Annotated in this window: 12 protein-coding genes; 8 read left to right on the top strand and 4 right to left on the bottom strand. The window is 69.1% G+C overall.

Features of this window, described 5'->3' with window-relative positions; genetic code table 11:
* Positions 1–1668: an energy-dependent translational throttle protein EttA gene (gene ettA, locus MKD38_RS20165; RefSeq protein ID WP_018005229.1), complete on the top strand. Its 1668-nt coding sequence runs from the start codon at positions 1–3 to the stop codon at positions 1666–1668.
* 83 nt (positions 1669–1751) lie between these two features.
* On the opposite strand, the gene MKD38_RS20170 is transcribed toward ettA, so the two are convergent.
* Positions 1752–2897, bottom strand: coding sequence for a metallophosphoesterase (locus MKD38_RS20170; RefSeq protein ID WP_252679345.1), 1146 nt, complete (start codon positions 2895–2897; stop codon positions 1752–1754).
* A 375-nt stretch (positions 2898–3272) separates the two neighbouring features.
* Here MKD38_RS20170 and MKD38_RS20175 point away from each other — a divergent pair, with 375 nt between their 5' ends.
* The 4 genes from MKD38_RS20175 (at position 3273) to MKD38_RS20190 (ending at position 11679) form a co-directional block, all read left to right on the top strand.
* Complete coding sequence (locus MKD38_RS20175) at positions 3273–5657, top strand: carbohydrate-binding family V/XII (protein WP_252679347.1); 2385 nt, start codon at positions 3273–3275, stop codon at positions 5655–5657.
* A gap of 189 nt (positions 5658–5846) precedes the next feature.
* Positions 5847–7070 carry an efflux RND transporter periplasmic adaptor subunit gene (locus MKD38_RS20180; RefSeq protein WP_252679463.1) on the top strand — a complete coding sequence of 408 codons (1224 nt, stop codon included), beginning with the start codon at positions 5847–5849 and terminating at the stop codon, positions 7068–7070.
* Positions 7067–10240 carry an efflux RND transporter permease subunit gene (locus MKD38_RS20185; protein WP_252679349.1) on the top strand — a complete coding sequence of 1058 codons (3174 nt, stop codon included), beginning with the start codon at positions 7067–7069 and terminating at the stop codon, positions 10238–10240. The genes MKD38_RS20180 and MKD38_RS20185 overlap by 4 nt, the downstream gene beginning before the upstream one ends.
* Positions 10237–11679 carry an efflux transporter outer membrane subunit gene (locus MKD38_RS20190; RefSeq protein WP_252679351.1) on the top strand — a complete coding sequence of 481 codons (1443 nt, stop codon included), beginning with the start codon at positions 10237–10239 and terminating at the stop codon, positions 11677–11679. The genes MKD38_RS20185 and MKD38_RS20190 overlap by 4 nt, the downstream gene beginning before the upstream one ends.
* A gap of 4 nt (positions 11680–11683) precedes the next feature.
* Here the strand turns inward: MKD38_RS20190 and MKD38_RS20195 are convergent, their stop codons facing one another.
* The 3 genes from MKD38_RS20195 to MKD38_RS20205 all read right to left on the bottom strand — a co-directional run bounded on the left by MKD38_RS20195 (position 11684) and on the right by MKD38_RS20205 (position 14610).
* On the bottom strand, positions 11684–13042 hold the full coding sequence (locus MKD38_RS20195) for an MATE family efflux transporter (protein WP_252679355.1): 1359 nt from the start codon (positions 13040–13042) through the stop codon (positions 11684–11686).
* Positions 13035–13559 carry a winged helix-turn-helix transcriptional regulator gene (locus tag MKD38_RS20200; RefSeq protein WP_252679359.1) on the bottom strand — a complete coding sequence of 175 codons (525 nt, stop codon included), beginning with the start codon at positions 13557–13559 and terminating at the stop codon, positions 13035–13037. Before MKD38_RS20200 ends, MKD38_RS20195 begins: the two co-directional genes overlap by 8 nt.
* Before the next feature lie 136 nt (positions 13560–13695).
* A complete protein-coding gene (locus MKD38_RS20205) occupies positions 13696–14610 on the bottom strand; it encodes a LysR family transcriptional regulator (RefSeq protein ID WP_252679361.1) in 915 nt (304 codons plus the stop codon).
* Between the two features lie 123 nt (positions 14611–14733).
* On the opposite strand from MKD38_RS20205, the gene MKD38_RS20210 reads away from it, so the two are divergent.
* The 3 genes from MKD38_RS20210 to MKD38_RS20220 all read left to right on the top strand — a co-directional run bounded on the left by MKD38_RS20210 (position 14734) and on the right by MKD38_RS20220 (position 18892).
* Positions 14734–16227: an acyl-CoA synthetase gene (locus MKD38_RS20210; protein ID WP_252679363.1), complete on the top strand. Its 1494-nt coding sequence runs from the start codon at positions 14734–14736 to the stop codon at positions 16225–16227.
* Between the two features lie 54 nt (positions 16228–16281).
* Positions 16282–17298, top strand: coding sequence for a Bug family tripartite tricarboxylate transporter substrate binding protein (locus MKD38_RS20215; RefSeq protein WP_252679365.1), 1017 nt, complete (start codon positions 16282–16284; stop codon positions 17296–17298).
* A gap of 103 nt (positions 17299–17401) precedes the next feature.
* Entirely contained in the window at positions 17402–18892 is a 1491-nt protein-coding gene (locus tag MKD38_RS20220; RefSeq protein ID WP_252679367.1) for a chloride channel protein, read from the top strand.
* Positions 18893–18929 lie beyond the last annotated feature (37 nt).

Here is an 18929-nt window from a genome sequence, read left to right on the forward strand (position 1 = left end):
ATGGCACAGTACGTTTTCACCATGAATCGCGTGGGCAAGATCGTTCCGCCCAAGCGTCACATCCTGAAGGACATCTCGCTGTCGTTCTTCCCGGGCGCCAAGATCGGCGTGCTCGGCCTGAACGGCTCAGGCAAGTCCACGCTGCTCAAGATCATGGCCGGCCTCGACAAGGAAATCGAGGGCGAGGCCACGCCGATGCCGAACCTGAACATCGGCTACCTGCCGCAGGAGCCGCAGCTCAACCCCGAGCAGACCGTGCGCGAGTCGGTGGAAGAAGCGCTGGGCGGCGTGTTCGAGGCGCGCAAGAAGCTCGATGAAATCTACGCCGCGTATGCCGAGCCGGACGCCGACTTCGACGCGCTCGCCGCCGACCAGGCCAAGTACGAAGCCATCCTGGCCGCCAGCGACGGCAACAACGTCGAACTGCAGCTGGAAATCGCCGCCGACGCGCTGCGCCTGCCGCCGTGGGACGCGAAGATCGAACACCTGTCCGGCGGCGAAAAGCGCCGCGTGGCGCTGTGCCGCCTGCTGCTGTCGCGCCCCGACATGCTGCTGCTCGACGAACCGACCAATCACCTCGACGCCGAATCGGTCGACTGGCTGGAGCAGTTCCTGACGCGCTTCCCCGGCACCGTGGTGGCCGTGACCCACGACCGCTATTTCCTCGACAACGCCGCCGAGTGGATCCTGGAACTGGACCGCGGCCACGGCATCCCCTGGAAGGGCAACTACAGCTCGTGGCTGGACCAGAAGGAAGCGCGCCTGAAGCAGGAAGAGGCCAGCGAATCGGCGCGCCAGAAGGCGCTGCACAAGGAACTGGAGTGGGTGCGTCAGAATCCAAAGGGCCGCCAGGCCAAGTCCAAGGCGCGCCTGGCCCGCTTCGATGAACTGAACAGCCAGGAATACCAGAAGCGCAACGAAACCCAGGAAATCTTCATCCCGGTGGGCGAGCGCCTGGGCAACGAAGTGATCGAGTTCGACAACGTCAGCAAGGGTTTCGGCGACCGCATGCTGATCGAGAACCTCAGCTTCAAGGTGCCGCCGGGCGCCATCGTCGGCATCATCGGCCCGAACGGCGCCGGCAAGTCGACCTTCTTCAAGATGCTGACCGGCAAGGAGCAGCCGGACAGCGGCGAGATCAAGATCGGGCCGACCGTGAAGATGGCCTTCGTCGACCAGAGCCGCGATGCGCTGGACGGAACCAAGACCGTATTCGAGGAAATCTCGGGCGGCGCCGACGTGCTGACCGTGGGCCGCTACGAAACCCCGTCGCGCGCCTATATCGGCCGCTTCAACTTCAAGGGCGGCGACCAGCAGAAGCAGGTCGGCACGCTGTCGGGCGGCGAACGCGGCCGCCTGCACATGGCCAAGACGCTGATCGCCGGCGGCAACGTGCTGCTGCTTGACGAACCGTCCAACGACCTCGACGTGGAAACGCTGCGCGCGCTGGAAGACGCGCTGCTGGAGTTCGCCGGCTGCGTGATGGTGATCTCGCACGACCGCTGGTTCCTGGACCGGATCGCCACGCACATCCTGGCGTTCGAGGGCGACTCGCATGTCGAGTTCTTCCCCGGCAACTACCAGGAATACGAGGCGGACAAGAAGAAGCGGCTGGGCGAGGAAGGGGCCAAGCCGAAGCGGATCCGGTACAAGCCGATCGTGCGGTGAAGTACTGCTGAGCGAGCAAGAGAACCAGGTCTGCGGGCCTGGTTTTTTTATGGTGCTGGCAGTTGGCGTTGTCCAGAATTCTCTTACCCCCGCACCAACCTCACCCGCGTAATCTCCGACGGCGCCCCGAACCGCTTCGGCGGGCCCCAATATCCAGTACCACGGCTGATATAGATCCACAGCGATCCATGCCGCACCAGGCCGGCGGTGTACGGCTGCTGCATCGGCACGAACAGGTTCCACGGCCAGAACTGGCCGCCATGGGTATGGCCCGACAGCTGCAAATCGAAACCGGCTCGCGCCGCCGCGGGCGCGGTGCGGGGCTGGTGGGCCAGCAGCACGCGCACGCTGGCATCGGCCGGGGCGCCGGCGATGGCGCGCTGCGGGTCGCTGCGGTGGCTTTCGTGGAAGCGGCCGGCGGAGTAGTCGGTCACGCCGCCCAGCACCAGCGCGTCGCCGTCATGCTGCAGCACCACGTGTTCGTTCATCAGCACGCGCACGCCCAGGCGGCGCAGTTCCTGGATCCACGGTTCCGCGCCCGAGTAGTACTCGTGGTTGCCGGTGACGAAGTAGGTGCCGTGGCGCGCCTGCAGCCGGGCCAGCGGCGCGGTGTGCGCGGACAGTTCGCGCACGGTGCCGTCGACGAGGTCGCCGGTGATGGCAACGGCATCGGCGTGCAGGCTGTTGACGCGGTCGACGATGCGGTCAAGGTAGGGCCGCTTGATGGTGGGGCCGACGTGGATGTCGCTGATCTGCGCGATGGTGAAGCCGTGCAGGGCGTCGGGCAGGCCGGCCACCGGAACGTCGATTTCGACCACGCGCGCCAGCCGGCGGGCATTGATATAGCCGGCCAGCGTGACCAGCAATGCCAGCACCGGCACGGCGACGGCGCTGCCCGCGGCCAGGCCGGGCGCGCGCCAGCCGAGCAGCTGGCCTGCGAGCCAGGCGGCGGCCAGCGCCACGTCGCGCACCAGCGTCAGGACCAGCAACGATGAGAAGAATCCCATTGCCAGCATGCCGATCCAGGTGACCAGGTCCGACCAGGGCTGGCTGACGCGGCGTGCCAGCAGCCCGGCCGGCAGCAGTGCGCAGGACAGGGCCAGCCAGGCCATGGCCATGGCCTTGATTGCCATCGGCACCGGCATCGCCGGCAGCAGGCGCAGCCCGATATAGCCGTGCAGCAGGGCTGTCACGAGGGCGGCGGTCAGGATGGTGGTGCGTGGAGGCATTGGGGGCAGGGCCAGGGTGGAGTCCTGGAAGATGAGGCCGCGAGGTGTCGCCTTCAAGGCCACTGGCAAGAGGCGCCAGGCCAAGCAAGATGCACACCCGCCTGTCGGCGCGCACCTCGCAATGGCGCATTGCGTCTTGACGTGGCGGTACCCCGCCCCGACTCCTTCTTGGATGCCAAGGCCGCTGTCGAGGCGCTCGCCGAGCATGTCGTGCGCGGTTGGCAGATCTGTCTTTTTTATGGCGGATCTTGAATGTTTTCGAATCAGATTGTTCGCCTTTGCGGCCTAATTTAGATTCGCTGAATGGGCCGCCTTGTGCAGCATCGTGCCTGCGGCGCCGGCTGGATGGTGCCGCGTCTTCCTTCCGGAGAAACCATGTCTTTCCGCCTGAAGCAGACCAGCGCCCTGATTGCCGCGACGTGGTTTGCCCTCGCCCCGCTCGGCCCGCAGGCCGCCACGCCGCCCACGCCGGCCGCAGCCGCGCTGAGCTGGCCACGCAACTTTGACGCCGCCACCGATCATGTGGAGCTGTACCAGCCCCAGATCGAGACCTGGGAAGGCAACCGGCTGTCCGGGCGCGCGGCGGTGGCGGTCGGCGAGGCGTCGGGTGCGCCGACCTATGGCGTGGTCCGCTTCTCGGCCACCGGCGATATCGACAAGCCTTCCGGACTGGTGCAACTGACGCGGATCACGGTGGACAGCGTCGAGGTCCCGACCCGGCCCGACGCCGCCGACCGGGTGCGGCAGGCGCTGATATCGCGCTTGCCGGCCAAGGGGTTAACGGTGCCGCTGGACGAGCTCCAGGCCAGCTACGCGGTGTCGCAGCAGTTGGCCAGGGCCGGCCGCGTGGCGGTGCGCAATGACGCGCCCCAGATCCTCTTTGCCACCACGCCGACGCTGCTGGTGCTGGTCGATGGCGAACCGGCCTGGCGCACCGTGCCCGGCACGCGATACGAACGCGCGCTCAACAGCCGCGCGCTGCTGCTGCGCGAGCCAGGCGGCGAGCTGCACTTGAAGGCCGCCGGTTACTGGTATCGCTCCGAATCGGCCGGCGGTGCATGGGAAGTGATGACGACGGTCCCCGCGGCGCTGGAGAGCGCGGCCACCAGGGCGGCGGCCGGCATGAAGCCCGACGCGATGCTGCCGGCCGATGGCAAGCGGCCCGCCAGGGCGCCGGCAATCCTCTTCGCCACGCGGCCGACTGAGCTGGTCGTGACCAGCGGCGCGCCGCAGATGGCGCCGGTCAGCGGGGTCGGCCTGCTGACGATGTCCAATGCGGACCACGCGGTCTTTGTCGATCCGGCTGCCAACCAGTATTACGTGCTGGTGTCGGGCCGCTGGTTCCGCGCGCCGATGCTGACCGGGCCGTGGCAGTACGTGCCGGGCAGCCAGCTGCCGGCGGACTTCGCCAGGATCCCGCCGACCGATCCCAAGGCCAATGTGCTGGTCTCGGTGCCCGGCACGCCGCAGGCGCGCGAGGCCGAGATCGCCGCCACCATCCCGCAGACCGCTACGGTGTCGCGCAGCAAGGCCAGCCTGGCGGTGGCGTATGACGGGGCGCCGCGCTTCGAGCCGATCGCCGGCACCTCGCTCAGTTACGCAGTCAATACCGGCACGCCGGTGATCGAGGTCGACAGCAGCCACTACTACGCGGTGGCCAACGGCGTCTGGTTCACCGCGCCGGCGCCGTCCGGTCCATGGCGCGTGGCCACCGAGGTGCCGTCGGCGATCTACACCATCCCGCCGACCTCGCCGGTGTACTACGTCACCTATGTCCGCATCTACTCGGTCACGCCGCAGACCGTGGTGGTGGGCTACACCCCGGGCTACATGGGCGTGGTGGTCAGCGCCGACGGCACGGTCGTGTACGGCACCGGCTATGTCTATCCGCCTTACGTGGGCGCGATGTACTACGGCTATCCGGCCACCTACGGCTATGGCGCGGGCTTCGGCATCGGCCTGGCCGAAGGGTTTGCCTTCGGCTTCGCCGCGGGCGCGTTCTGGGGGGCGGCTTCGCCTTACTGGGGCCCGTACTGGTGGGGCGGCCCGTACAACTGGAACTACGTCAACGTGAACCAGGCCAACTTCTACGGCCGCTGGGGCCAGGGCACGGTGACGCATGCGCAGGGCTGGAACGCCTGGACCGGCACCGAATGGCGGGGAACCGCGGCCGCGGGCTACAAGCCGGCCACCGGCGCGCGCTACCAGGGCAGCCGCGGCGCGGCATTCAACCCCTATTCCGGCAACTACGGGGCGGGCCGCCAGGGCTCGTTCGCCAACCCCTCCACCGGCCGCGAGGGCGCGGCACGCGGCGGCGTGGCCGGCAACACCTATACCGGCAACTACGCCGCCGGCCGCCAGGCGGCGGGCTACGACGCCCAGACCGGCCGCGTCGGCGCGGCCGAGGCCGGCATCGCCGGCAATACCCAGACTGGCCAGCATGCGGCAGGGAGCCGCGGCTTTGTCGCCAACCCGGACAAGAACAACGCGGTGGTGTGGAACAACGGCAACGTGTATGCCGGACACGACGGCTCTGTTTACCAGCACACCGACAACGGCTGGCAGAAGCACACGCCCGGCGGCTGGGAACCGGTGCAGCCCAGCAACGAAGTGACCGGCCGGCTGGACCAGCAGCGCCAGGCCCGTGAAGTGGGACAGCAGCGCTTCAGCGGCATGGCCCAGCAGTGGCAGGGCGCGGGCCGGCTTGGCGGCGGCGGATTCCGCGGCGGAGGCCGGTTCCATGGCGGCTTCCGCCGCTGAGGCGGACTGCCCCTGCGGCCCGGCCGCAGCCGTCGAAATGACTAAACACGGGCACAAGAAAGATTGAATAGGCGCGTCCATGAGCGCGCCTTAACCTGCCTGAACAGGCACCGGATCGGGTGGCAGGCGCACTACGTCCGGCATCGGGAGGCAGCCATGGTTGCTGACGGAGGAGGTCACGTGAGGACAATGCTCAACGGGTGCGGCGCGGCGGGCCTGCTGGCCCTGTTGCTGGTGGCGGGCTGCGGCAAGGAAAAGCCGGCGGCGGTGGCGCCACCGGCAGCCGAGGTGGGCGTCATCACCGTGGCGCTGCGCGACGTGCCGCTCATCTATGACTTCGTCGGCCAGACCCAGAGTTCGCAGCAGGTGGAGATACGCGCGCGCGTCAATGGCTTTCTGGAGAAGCGGGTCTATACGGAAGGCGCTCTGGTCAAGGCGGGCGATACCCTGTTCCTGATGGATCCCAAGCCGTTCGAGGCCACGCTGAAGGCGGCCGACGCCGAACTGGCGCAGCAGCAGGCGCGGCTGAACACCGCCCGCGCCGACCTGAACCGCGTGCGCCCGCTGGCGGCCCGCAATGCCCTGAGCCAGCGCGACCTGGACGACGCCACCGGCAAGGAGCAGGAGGCCGCGGCCGCGGTGGAGCAGGCGCGCGCCAATGTGATCAATGCCAAACTGAACCTGAGCTACACCACGATCAAGTCGCCGGTGGCGGGCTTGTCGAGCTTCGCCAAGCGGCAGGTGGGCTCCTATATCGATACCACCAACAGCCTGCTGACTTATGTCGCCAAGCTGGACCCGATGTGGGTCAACTTCAGCCTGTCGGAGAACGAGGTGCTGTCGATCCGCTCATCGGAGAAATCCGGCGCCGTCAGGTACCCGGCGCAGGAAGCCTTCGACATCGTCATCGTGCTGGCCGACGGATCGGAGTTTCCGCACCACGGCAGGATTGCCTTTGCCGACGCTTCGTTCAGCCAGGAAACCGGCACCTACCTGGTCCGCGCCGAGGTCGCCAACCCGCAGGGCACGCTCAGGCCCGGCCAGTTCGTGCGGGTCAAGGTGCACGGCGCGATGCGCACCCAAGCCATTGCCGTGCCGCAGGAAGCGATCGTGCAAGGCCCGCGCGGCCAGACGGTATGGGTCATCAGCCCGGACAACAAGGCGCAGCAGCGCGTGGTGGACGTAGGCGAATGGACCGGCAGCAACTGGGTGGTGCGCTCGGGCCTGAAGGCCGGTGAGCGCGTGGCCGTGAGCGGGATCCTGCGCCTGATGCCGGATGCGCCGGTCAAGCCCGTGCCGGCGGCCCAGGCGGCCACGCATGGCCCGGCCAGCGGCGCCGAGGCAGCTGCGGCGCCGGCCGCCTCCGGCGCCGCCGCGCCGAGGGCAGCCGGCACCACCGGGGGCAAGCCATGAAGCTTGCCCATTTCTTTATCGACCGGCCGATCTTCGCATCGGTACTGTCCATCATCATCACGGTGGGCGGGCTGGTGGCGCTGACCAAGCTGCCGATCGCCCAGTTCCCGGATATCACGCCCCCGTCCATCACGGTCACGACCCGGTACCCCGGGGCCAGTGCCGAGGTGGTGGCGCAGAACGTGGCCGCGCCGATCGAGCAGCAGGTCAACGGCGCCGACCGCATGATGTACATGAACTCGACCAGTTCATCGACCGGCGACCTGACGCTGACCACCTATTTCGAGATCGGCACCGATCCCGAGCTGGCGCAGGTGGATGTGCAGAACCGGGTCAACCTGGCGCTGCCCACGCTGCCCGATGCGGTGACGGCGCAGGGCGTGTCGGTGCAGAAGCGGTCGTCGGCGTTCATGATGGTGATTGCCATCTATTCGCCCGACAACAGCTATAACCAGACCTTCGTCGGCAACTACGCCAACATCTACGTGCTGGATGCGCTCAAGCGCATTCCCGGCGCCAACCAGTCCTCGATCTTCGGCAGCCCGGACTACGCCATGCGCATCTGGCTGCGGCCGGACCGCATGGCGTCGCTGGGCATCACCACCGAGGACGTCAAGAACGCGGTCGCCAACCAGAACCAGCAGTTCTCCGCGGGGCGCATCGGCCAGTCGCCGACCACCGGGGCGGTGCAGCAGACCTTCCCGATCGCCACCAAGGGTCGCATGACCGAGCCGGCCGAGTTCGACAACATGATCCTGCGCGCGCAGTCCGGCGATGCCGCGCTGGTGCGCCTGAAGGACATCGGCCGCGCCGAGCTGGGGTCCAAGGACTACTCGCTGCGCAGCCGCTACAACGGCAAGACCGCCACCCTGCTGGCGGTGTACCAGCAGCCGGGGGCCAATGCGCTGGATGTGGCCAAGCAGGTGAAGTCCACGCTGGCGGAGCTGAAGAAGAGCTTCCCGCCGGGGCTGGAGTACGAGGTTGCGCTCGACACCACGGAGTTCGTGCAGGAGTCGATCGACGAGGTGGTGCACACGCTGCGCGACGCGGTGATCCTGGTGATCCTGGTGGTGTTCCTGTTCCTGCAGAGCCTGCGTGCCACGCTGGTGCCGATCCTGGCCGTGCCCGTGTCGATCATCGGTGCCTTCGTCGGCATGAGCGCGTTCGGCTTCTCGGTCAACATGCTGACCTTGTTCGGCATGGTGCTTGCCATCGGCATCGTGGTCGACGACGCGATCGTGGTGATCGAGAACGTCGAGCGCAACATGACCGAGTTCAACCTGCCGCCCAAGGAGGCCGCCAAGAAGGCGATGGACGAGGTCAGCGGCCCGGTGGTCGCCATCGTGCTGGTGCTGCTGGCGGTATTTATCCCGGTGGCGTTCCTGTCGGGCATCACCGGGCAGTTGTACAAGCAGTTCGCCATCACCATCGCGGTGTCGGTGGTGCTGTCCGGCGTGGTCGCGCTGACGCTGTCGCCGGCGATGGCGGCGATCCTGCTCAAGCCCGGCCAGCACAAGAAGAACCGCTTCTTCACCTGGTTCAACAATTCCTTCGACCGCCTCGTGGCCGGCTATGACAAGTCGCTGCAGATCGTGATCCGGCGCACCGTGATGTCGATCGCCATCATCCTGGCGATGGTGGCGGTCAGCGTGGTCATGTTCATGCGCATCCCGACCTCGTTCCTGCCGGTGGAGGACCAGGGCTACTTGTTCGGCGCGGTGGTGATGCCGGACGCCGCCAGCCTGGACCGGACCCAGGCCTTGTCCGGCCGCGCGGAGACATGGTTCGCCAAGCAGCCCGGGGTCTCGTCGGTGGCGTCGGTCGATGGCTACAGCCTGATCGATTCCCAGAACAAGGCCAATGCCGGCACGCTGTTCGTCACGCTCAAGGGCTTCCATGAGCGGGGTGCCGGCCAGACGGCGATGGAACTGATGCAGAAGGCCCGCCAGGAGTTCTCCCGCTACCAGGACGGCGTCGTGATCCCGCTGAATCCACCATCGATCCCGGGCCTGGGCACCACCGGCGGCTTCGAGTTCTGGCTGCAGAGCACGGCAGACGGGACTTACCAGCAGCTCGAGCAGAAGGTCCATGAGTTCATCGCCAAGGCCCGCCATCGGCCGGAGCTGAGCGGCGTGAACTCAACCATCAATTCGCGCTCGCGCCAGTTCCTGGTCGAAGTCGACCGGGAGCGCTCCGAAACCCAGGGCGTACCGGTCGAGAACGTCTATTCGGCGCTGCAGACCATGTTCGGCTCGCTCTACGTGAGCCAGTTCCCGAAGAACAGCCGCTTGTTCCAGGTGATCCTGCAGGCCGAGCCGGAGTTTCGCTCGCGGCCGGAAGACCTCGACAAGGTCTACGTGCGCAACCACAACGGCGATATGGTGCCGATCAAGGCCGTGACCACCACCAAGTATGTGCCGGGCGCGGACATCGTCACGCGCTTCAACAATTTCCCGGCCGCCAAGGTCATGGGCGATTCCGCGCCCGGCTACAGTTCCGGCGAAGCCATCAAGGCCATGGAGGAGGTAGCGCAGGAGGTGCTAGGGCCGGGCTACGCCTACGCCTGGAGCGGCCAGGCCTACGAAGAAAAGACCGCCGGCTCCACCGCGGTCTACGTCTTCGCCTTTGCCTTGCTGATGGTGTTCCTGATCCTGGCGGCGCAGTACGAGAAGTGGTCGCTGCCGCTCGGCGTGCTGCTGGCCGTGCCGTTCGCACTGTTCGGCGCGCTGCTGGGCATCCTGATGCGCGGCATGGAGAACGACGTCTACTTTCAGATCGGCCTGACGGTGCTGATCGCGCTGGCGGCGAAGAACGCGATCCTGATCTTCGAGTTCGCGGTGGAAATGCGCGAGAAGGAAGGGCTGAGCGCGTATGACGCGGCCATCCACGCGTCCAAGCTGCGGCTGCGGCCGATCATCATGACCTCGCTGGCCTTTATCCTGGGCTGCGTGCCGCTGGCCATCGCCAGCGGCGCCTCGGCGGCGAGCCGGCAGTCGCTCGGCACCGGCGTGATCGGCGGCATGCTCGGGGCGACGGTGATCGCGCTGTTCTTTATCCCGATGTTCTTCTGGGGGCTGGAGCGCCTGTCGGAACGCAAGCCCAAGGCGGCAGCCAGGGCCGGCGATTCGCCGCAGCCGCCCGCCACACCGCCGGCCGGAGAAAGGCTATGAGCGCACGTGCGTGGATGCTGGCGGCCTGCGCGGTGGCAACGCTTGGCGGCTGCGCGATCGGCCCCAACTATCAGCGCCCGCAGACCCCGGACGTGGCGCAGTACCGCCTCGACACCGGCGCGCTGGCGATTGCCGCCGACAGCGACTGGTGGAACCAGTTCAACGATCCGGCGCTGAATGCGCTGGTCGATGCCGCGCTGGCCGGCAACTACGACGTGCGCATCGCCGCGGCGCGGATCGATGAGTTCCGTGGCCAGCTGATGGTGGCGCGCTCGGGCTTCTTCCCGCAGTTGAACCTGTCCGCGGCCGCCGCGCGCCAGAGCATCGGCAGGCTGAGCGGCACGCAGTTCGCCTCGGGCACCGGCAATTCCTACCAGCTTCTCGCCAACGCCAGCTGGGAGCTCGACCTGTGGGGCCGCATCCGCCGCCAGGCCGAAGCGGCCGAGGCCAGCCTGTGGAATGCCGAGTACGCGCGACGCGGCGTGGTGCTGTCGCTGGCCGCTTCCGTGGTGCAGGGGTATGCCACGCTGCGCGGGCTCGATGCGCAGCTCGACGTCGCGCAGCAGACGCTGGCGTCGCGCGCAAGCGGGCTGGATATCTTCCGCCAGCGCTATGAAGGCGGTGTGATCTCGCAACTCGAACTGGCCCAGGCGGAGAACGACTACTACGTGGCCGAGGGCTCGATCCCGCCGCTGCGTACTGCGATCGCGCAGACGGAAAACGCATTGTCGGTGCTGCTGGGCCGGCCGCCGGGCCCGATCGAGCGCGGCAAGCCCATCGGCGAACTGCAGGCGCCGCCGGTCGGTGCCGACCTGCCGGCCGCCTTGCTGTCGCGCCGGCCCGATGTGCTGCAGGCCGAGCAGACCGCCATCGCCGCCAATGCGCAACTGGGCGCGGCGCAGGCGCTTTACCTGCCGGCGGTCAACCTGAGCGGCCTGTTCGGCGCCGTGGCGGCGTCGCCCGCCGCGCTGTGGGACAGCGCGTCGCGGGTATGGGCAATCGGCGCGGGGCTGACCCAGCCGATCTTCCAGGGCGGCGCCATCCGCGGGCAGGTGCAGACCGCGTCCGCGCAGCGCGAGCAGGCCATGCTCGCTTACCAGGGCACGGTGCTGGCGGCGCTGGCGGATGTGAACAGCGCGCTGGCCAACGGCGTCGAAACCCGCACGCGGCTGGGGAGCCTGCGCCGGCAGGAACAGAGCCTGTTCATCTATGCCGACCAGGCCTTTGCCCGGTATGAGGGCGGCTATTCGAGCTACCTGGAGGTCACCAATGCGCGCGAGAAGCTGTTCGACGCCCAACTGGCGGCGATCCAGGGACAGGTGGACGTGCTGACCGGCACCGCGGCACTGTACAAGTCGCTGGGCGGTGGCTGGCCGGCGGTGCCGGAACCGGTCCGGGGCGCGGGCATGCAGGGCGATGCGCCGGTGCTAACGCGCTGACCTGCTAACGCGCTGACCATTCGCCCTGCCGCACGCCCAGCGCCGTCACCACGCCATACGCCGTGATCCCCAGCGCCACCCCAAGGAAGTGGCCGTCCAACCCCATGCCGAACACATTGGCCAATAACCAGCCGCCGCCCGCGGCCAGCGCGATCCGGCACAGCCCGGCCGCCACCGGCCAGCGCATCCGGCCCGCGCCCATCGAGGCGAAGTACAGCGCCATGCCCAGGCCGAAGCCGCCGAATGCCGGCCCCACCCATGACAGCGCACGCGCGGCGATGGCGATCACTTCGGGGTCATGGGTGAACAGGCTGGCAAAGCGCACCGGCGCCATGCCGACGGCGGCGCCCGCGGTGCCGGCGATGGCCAGCGCCAGCAGTGCGCCCACCCAGGCCGTGCGCCGCGCCGTATGCCAGTCGCCGGCGCCGACGGCGCGGCCGACCAGCGCCGTCAGCGCCGAGCCCACGCCGAACGCGAGCGGGATCATCAGGAATTCCAGCCGCGCCGAGATGCCGTAGGCCGCCACCGCGGCGGTGCCATGGTGACGCAGCTGCGCGGTGACCAGGATGGTGGTCAGGTTGGCGACCGAGGCCAGCGCACACGCCACCAGTCCCACCGACAGGATGCGCGCGAACAGCGGCCACGACAGCCGTACCCGCAGCACCGGCACGAAGCCCGCGCCGCCGCGCGCGACCACGATCGCCATCGCCAGCGCCGCGGCCCACGACACCGCCGCCAGCGCCGCGCCGATGCCGGCCAGGCCCATGCCGGCGGGCTCGGCCAGCAGCCACGACAGCGCCGGAAACGCGATCCACATCAGCGCCAGCACCCGCGCCGCCAGCGCATGGCGGCCGCCGCCGCGCAGCACCGACGCCAGCGTGTTGGCCAGCCAGGCCGGGATCGCGCCGGCGCCGAACAGCCAGATCGCATAGGTGGCGGCCGCTTCGGCGGCGGTGGCGCCGGCCACCGCGCCCAGCACCGCGCGCGGGAACCCGGCCAGTGCCACGGCAAACGCCAGGCCGGCGATCACGGCGATCCACAGCGCATGCATCACCAGGGCCGAGGCATCGTCACGCTTGTTGGCGCCCAGCGCGCGCGCGATGGCCGCGACCACGCCGCCGCCCATGGCACCGGTCGACATCTGCTGCAGCAGCAGCGCAAACGGCAGCACCACGGCCCAGCCGGCCAACGCCGCGGTGCCCTGGCGCGCGGCCAGCCACGTTTCGATCAGCTGTGCCACCGCCTGCAGCAGGGCAATCAGCGCGGTAGGCCCGGCCAGCTTGCCGATGCGGCGGGCGATTTCGGTGGCCGGCACCGCGTCGGCGGGCAGGGTGCCGGCGGGCAATGCGCGCGTGTCAGTCATGGCCGGTCTCCGGAGCGGCTTCCGTGACCCCGGCGGCCTCGGCATCACCGAAGCGCCGGCGCAGGAAGCGGCCGGCGCCCGGGCCCGGCAACACGCGCACGTCGTCCAGCGTGATCGCGCTGCCGTCGGCGCGTGTCAGCGTGGGCTCGGCAATCTCGGTGCCGGTGCGGCGGTCCTGCAGCAGCGTCAGCGGTCCCTTGTCGTCGGTCATCCAGCGGTCGGCCCACGCCTTGAGCGCGACGTAGGCCGGGAAGAAGTCGCGGCCCTTGTCGGTCAGCTGGTAGACATGGCGCGCGCCGGCCTCGGGCATCACGCGTGCCAGCAGCCCGTGCGCCACCAGCGTCTTCAGGCGCGCGCTGAGGATGTTGGGGGCGATGCCCAGGTTGCGTTCGAACTCGTCGAAGCGCGTGCTGCCGTAAAAGGCCTCGCGCAGCACGAGGATGGCCCAGCGCTCGCCCAGCACGGCCATCGAGCGCGCCACGGGACAGGGCATCGCGGTGAAATCGGTAGGGGGCATGGGTCTCCGCCGTTTTGGAATTCTGCTTGCTTTCGGTTTGCAAGCTGGCTGCAGCATAGCTTGCAAATCGAAAGTTTGCAGGCGGGCCGCTTCCATGACCGGGCAAAAGCGTGCGTTCACCGGCCAGCGGTGCCGGCTACTTCACCGCGTCGCGAAACACCTCGAGCTTCTCCAGTTCCTCGCGCAGGAAGCCGATCAGCGCGCGCGTCGCCATCGACGGATGCAAGTTGGGCGTGGTGATGATGAACAGCTTGTTGCCCAGCCCCTCCGGGCGCCAATCCGGCAGCACCGGCACCAGGTGGCCGGCGCGCACCTCTTCCCAGCCGATATAGACCGGCAGCATGCCGATGCCATGGCCTTCGCGCACGGCGCGCGCCAGGAACAGGAAGTGTTCGGACTGCAGCGTGGGCGTCAGCGCCACGTCCAGGCGCTGGCCGTCGCGGTACAGCGACAGCGGGAACTGGCGCGGCGGGTAGGGCGGACACAGGAAGCTGCAGCCGGCCAGGTCGGGCGGCACCTGCACCGGCGCAATCCGGGCGAGATATTGCGGCGATGCATACAGTTGCCAGCGGATATCGCAGATTTCCCGCGCCACATGGTCCAGCGGCGGGGCCGAGGTGACCTTCAGCGCCACGTCGATCTCGGCCGCGATCAGGTCGTTGACGCGATTGGCAAAGAACACCCGCAGCGTAATGCCGGGATGCTTTTGCGCGAACTGCAGCAGCAGCGGCGCGATATAGGCGTCGCCCAGCCCGGTGGGCACGCTGACGCGCACATGGCCGCGCAGGGTCTTGCCCAGGCTGTCGATCTCGGCCTGCGCCGACGCCACTTCCTGCAGGATGCGCACGCCGTGCTGGTACAGCGCATGACCGGGTTCGGTCAGCTCCAGCCGGCGCGTGGTCCGGCGCAGCAGCTGCGCGCCCGCCTGGTGTTCCAGCTCGCGCAGCTGGCGGCTGACCTGCGAGCGCGTGACGCCGCGCCGGCGCCCGGCTTCGGCGAGGTTGCCGGCATCGACGATGTCGACGAAGGCCTGGATCAGGTTGAGGTCCATCGGGGATTGTCTGCAGCATTGTCACGTCTGGCGCAACATTGTGATTCCACCTGGCCTGATTGTCGATGCGGTGCTACGCCGATACAGTGGTCGGCTGACAAAACCCAAGCTTGGAGACAGCGGATGGCCACGGACCTTTGGTATCAAGACATGCACCGCAGCGGCGAGGATCTGCTGGCGCGCGGCGCCCGCCTGGCCGGCGGCCTGCGCGCGCTCGGCGTGCAGGAGGGCGACGTGATCGCGGTACTGCTGCGCAACGACCCGGTGTATGCCGACGTGGTCCATGCCTGCCGCATTGCCGGCTGCTACTACTGCCCCATCAACTGGCACTTCACCGCCGACGAAGTGCGCTTCCTGCTGAGCGACAGCGGCGCCAGGGTGCTGCTGGCGCAGGATGACCTGCTGCCCGCGGTGCGCGACGCGGTCCCGGCCGGCATGCCGGTGCTGTCGGTGGGCGGTCCCGCCGCGGGCGCGACGGAATATGAAGCGTGGCTCGCGCAGCAGCCCGCCTATGACGGCCCGCGCGTGGCGCCGCGCGGCCATATGGCGTACACCTCGGGCACCACCGGCCGGCCCAAGGGCGTGGTGCGCCAGGCGCTGCCGCTGGACGGGCTCGAGCAACAGCTTGCGCGCATGCGTTCGGTGGTGCGCCAGACCTACGGGCTGGAACCGGGCTGCCGCGCGCTGATGTCGGCGCCGCTGTACCACAGCGCGCCGGGCTCGTTTATCCAGAACGCACTGCAGATGGCCGAACGGCTGGTGCTGACGCCGCGCTTCGACCCCGAGCAGGTGCTGGCACTGGTGGAAAAGCACCGCATCGACGTGCTCTACCTGGTGCCGATCATGTACGTGCGCCTGCTCAAGCTGCCGGCCGAGGTGCGCGCCAGATACGACCTGTCTTCAATCCGCTTCGTCGCCTCGACCGGGTCGCCATGTGCGCCCGAGGTCAAGCGCGCGATGCTGGAGTGGCTGGGTCCGGTGATCCATGAAACCTACGCCTCCAGCGAAGCCGGCATGATCACCGTGGCCACGCCGGCCGATGCTGCCGCGCGCCCGGGCACCGCCGGCCGGCCGGTCGATGACGCGCAGCTGCGCATCCTCGACGAGCACGGCCGCGAGTGCGCGCCGGGCGAAATCGGCCTGGTCTACGTGCGCCAGCCCGCTTACCCTGACTTCACCTACCGCAACAATGAGGCCGCGCGCGCCGCCATCGACCGCGACGGCCTGGTGACGCTGGGCGACATGGGCTATGTCGATGCCGACGGCTATCTGTTCATCTGCGACCGCGCCTCGGACATGGTGATCTCGGGCGGCGTCAACATCTACCCGGCGGAGATCGAGCACGAACTGGTGCGCTATCCCGGCGTGGCCGACTGCGTGGTGTTCGGCATTCCCGACGCGGAATACGGCGAGCGTCTGCTGGCCATGGTGCAGCCGATGCCGGGCGCCGAGCTCCGCGAGGCCGAGGTGATCGACTGGTTGCGCCAGCGGCTGTCCGGCTTCAAGGTGCCGCGCAGCATCGTGGTCGAGGCGCAACTGCCGCGCGATGAAACCGGCAAGCTGGCCAAGCGCCGGCTGCGCGACCGATACTGGGAAGGCCGCCAGCGCCGCGTCTGAGCGCACCGGTGGGACTGCACCCGGCACAAGCCGATAACGACAGGAGGAGACGCGATGCAGAACAAACCGACCAAGACAACCGCACTCAAGCCGCGGCGCGCCTGGCTTGCCGCGATCGCGGCCGGCGCGTGGTGCGCGCTGGCGCTCTGGGGCGGCGCCGCGCAGGCGGCCTATCCCGACCGCCCGCTCAAGCTGGTGGTGCCGTACACGCCGGGCGGCTCGACCGACCAGTTCGGCCGCGCGCTGGCCGACGGCATGTCGCGCCAGCTGGGCCAGACCGTGGTGGTGGAAAACCGCCCCGGCGCGGCCACCATGATCGGCACCACCAGCGTGGCGCGCGCGCCGGCCGACGGCTACACCATGGTGCTGGCGACCAACGGCAGCATGGTGCTCAACCCGATGCTGTACAAGAAGATCCAGTACGATCCGCCCAAGGATTTCCGCATCTTCAGCATTGGCGCCGAGGCGCCGCTGGTGGTGGTCACCAACACCCGCGTGCCGGCCGGCAATATCCGCGAGTTCGCGGCCTACGCCAAGGCCGAGGGCGGCAAGCTCAACTACGCCTCGGTGGGCCTGGGCAACGCGCTGCAGCTGGCCACCGAGATGCTCAAGACCGAACTCGGCATCGGCGTCACCCACGTGCCCTACAACGGCAGCGCGCCGGCGCTGGCGGCGCTGCTGGCCAATGACGTGCAGCTGATGGTCGATGTGGTCAGCACCTCGCTGCCGCATATCAAGGCGGGCAAGCTCAAGGCGCTGGCGGTCACCGGACGCAGCCGGCTGGATGTGCTGCCGAACGTGCCGACCGTGGCCGAGAGCGGCTATCCCAACTTCCAGGCCGCCACCTGGTTCGGCCTGGCCGTGCCCGCGCAGACGCCGCCCGAAGCGGTGGCCAGGCTGCAGGCGGCCGCCGACCACGTGCTGAAGGACCCGCAGTTCCGCGCCACCTTCAGTGCGCTGGGGCTGCTGGTGCAGCCGCCGCGCACGCAGGCCGAGATCGACCGCTATCTCGAGGCCGACCGCGCCCACTGGGGCAAGGTGATCAAGGCGAACAACATCTCGCTGGACTGATGCGTCGGCGGGGCGCGCTGGAACCGGATGGCGATGGGCGTATAGTCTCAGCTCATCACTGCGGCGGGGCGCGCCCCGCCGGATGCCTGCGCCCGCCCCAGCCATGACCGATCGCGACCCCAACGATCCCAAGCCTGCCTCGTCATCGTCCGCCGCGCCCGGCGCCAGTCCGGACTCCCAGGCGCAGCCCGATACCGCTGCGCCGCCGCCCGATCCTCACCTGCTGAACCAGATCAGCCGCCGCGCGCGCGTGGCGGCGTGGCGCAAGTCGCGCCAGGCCGGGCGCATCTCGCGCACCACGCTGCGCTATGCCGTGTTCATGTTCGGCGCCGGCTGCGTCGGGCTGTTCTCGCTGGTGTTCGCGTGGATCGCCGAAGTGGCGCTGCACTGGAACCGCCAGCTGACCCAGGCCACGCCGTGGCTGGCGTTCGTGATGCTGCCGTTCGGCCTGGCCGCGCTGCGCTGGCTGACCATCCGGCTGGCGCCGCAGGCGCGCGGCAGCGGCATTCCGCAGGTGATCGCGGCGGTCACCTTGCCGCCGTCGGGCCCGGCACAGACGCTGCTGGTGTCGTTGCGGCAGTCGATGTGGAAGGTGGTGCTGACCGCGGCCGCGCTGCTGGCCGGCGCCTCGGTCGGGCGCGAGGGCCCGTCGGTGCAGGTCGGCGCGGCGGCGATGCTGGCCTGGGGCCGCTGGTGCCAGGAGAAGCTGCGCTTTCGCATCGGCTTCCATCCCAATGCGCTGATTGCCGCCGGCGCGGCCGGCGGCCTGGCGGCGGCGTTCAACACGCCGCTGGCCGGGGTGGTGTTCGCGATCGAGGAACTGGGCCGCGGCACCGCGGTGCGCTGGGATCGCCTGGTGCTGTCGGGCGTGCTGACCGCCGGTTTCCTGTCGCTGGCGGTGCTCGGCAACAACCCGTATTTCGTGGTCAAGGTGCCGATGCTCGGCCTGCATGAGGCCTGGGGACCGGTGCTGCTGTGCGCGCTGGTCACCGGCGTGCTGGGCGGCGTGTTCGCCAAGGCGCTCAAGGGCGGCGTGCCGGCGCTGCTGCCGGCGGCGTGGCGCGACTGGCCGGGGCGGCATCCGGTATGGACCGCGTTCGGCTGCGGGCTGGTGGTGGCGATGCTCGGCTGGGCCACCGCGGGCGCGACCTTCGGCACCGGCTATGAGCAGGCGGCGGCGCTGATCAACGGCGAATCGCAGGCCACGCTGTGGTTCGGCCTGGCCAAGCTGGCGGCGACGGTGGTGTCGTACTTCGCCGGCATCCCGGGCGGGATCTTCACGCCCGCGCTGGCGATCGGCGCGGGCATCGGCGAGAACGTCGCGCATTTCGTCAGCGGCATGGCAGAGCCGCGCGTGCTGGCGCTGGTGTCGATGGCGGCGTTCCTGGCCGCGGCCACGCAGGCGCCGATCACCGCCAGCGTGATCGTGATGGAAATGACGCGCACGCAGGACCTGACGGTGTTCCTGCTGGCGGCGTCGTTGCTGGCATCGTTCATCTCGCGGCAGTTCTCGCCGCACCCGTTCTACCACCAGGTCGGCCACACCTTCCGGCGCGAGGCTCTGGCGCTGACGCGCAAGGTGCCCGCGGGGTGATGCCGGCGCGGCCCGCAAGTGGCGGCGGCGCCGGCGC

Origin of the sequence: Cupriavidus sp. WGlv3, assembly GCF_023952475.1 — a bacterium.
Taxonomy (GTDB): Bacteria; Pseudomonadota; Gammaproteobacteria; order Burkholderiales; family Burkholderiaceae; genus Cupriavidus; species Cupriavidus phytorum.

Bases quoted from the DNA above. Each gene is read 5' to 3' on its own strand.
- ettA (WP_018005229.1), top strand. From the start codon at position 1: ATGGCACAGTACGTTTTCACCATGAATCGCGTGGGCAAGATCGTTCCG.
- MKD38_RS20170 (WP_252679345.1), bottom strand. From the start codon at position 2,897: ATGCCTCCACGCACCACCATCCTGACCGCCGCCCTCGTGACAGCCCTG.
- MKD38_RS20175 (WP_252679347.1), top strand. From the start codon at position 3,273: ATGTCTTTCCGCCTGAAGCAGACCAGCGCCCTGATTGCCGCGACGTGG.
- MKD38_RS20180 (WP_252679463.1), top strand. From the start codon at position 5,847: ATGCTCAACGGGTGCGGCGCGGCGGGCCTGCTGGCCCTGTTGCTGGTG.
- MKD38_RS20185 (WP_252679349.1), top strand. From the start codon at position 7,067: ATGAAGCTTGCCCATTTCTTTATCGACCGGCCGATCTTCGCATCGGTA.
- MKD38_RS20190 (WP_252679351.1), top strand. From the start codon at position 10,237: ATGAGCGCACGTGCGTGGATGCTGGCGGCCTGCGCGGTGGCAACGCTT.
- MKD38_RS20195 (WP_252679355.1), bottom strand. From the start codon at position 13,042: ATGACTGACACGCGCGCATTGCCCGCCGGCACCCTGCCCGCCGACGCG.
- MKD38_RS20200 (WP_252679359.1), bottom strand. From the start codon at position 13,559: ATGCCCCCTACCGATTTCACCGCGATGCCCTGTCCCGTGGCGCGCTCG.
- MKD38_RS20205 (WP_252679361.1), bottom strand. From the start codon at position 14,610: ATGGACCTCAACCTGATCCAGGCCTTCGTCGACATCGTCGATGCCGGC.
- MKD38_RS20210 (WP_252679363.1), top strand. From the start codon at position 14,734: ATGGCCACGGACCTTTGGTATCAAGACATGCACCGCAGCGGCGAGGAT.
- MKD38_RS20215 (WP_252679365.1), top strand. From the start codon at position 16,282: ATGCAGAACAAACCGACCAAGACAACCGCACTCAAGCCGCGGCGCGCC.
- MKD38_RS20220 (WP_252679367.1), top strand. From the start codon at position 17,402: ATGACCGATCGCGACCCCAACGATCCCAAGCCTGCCTCGTCATCGTCC.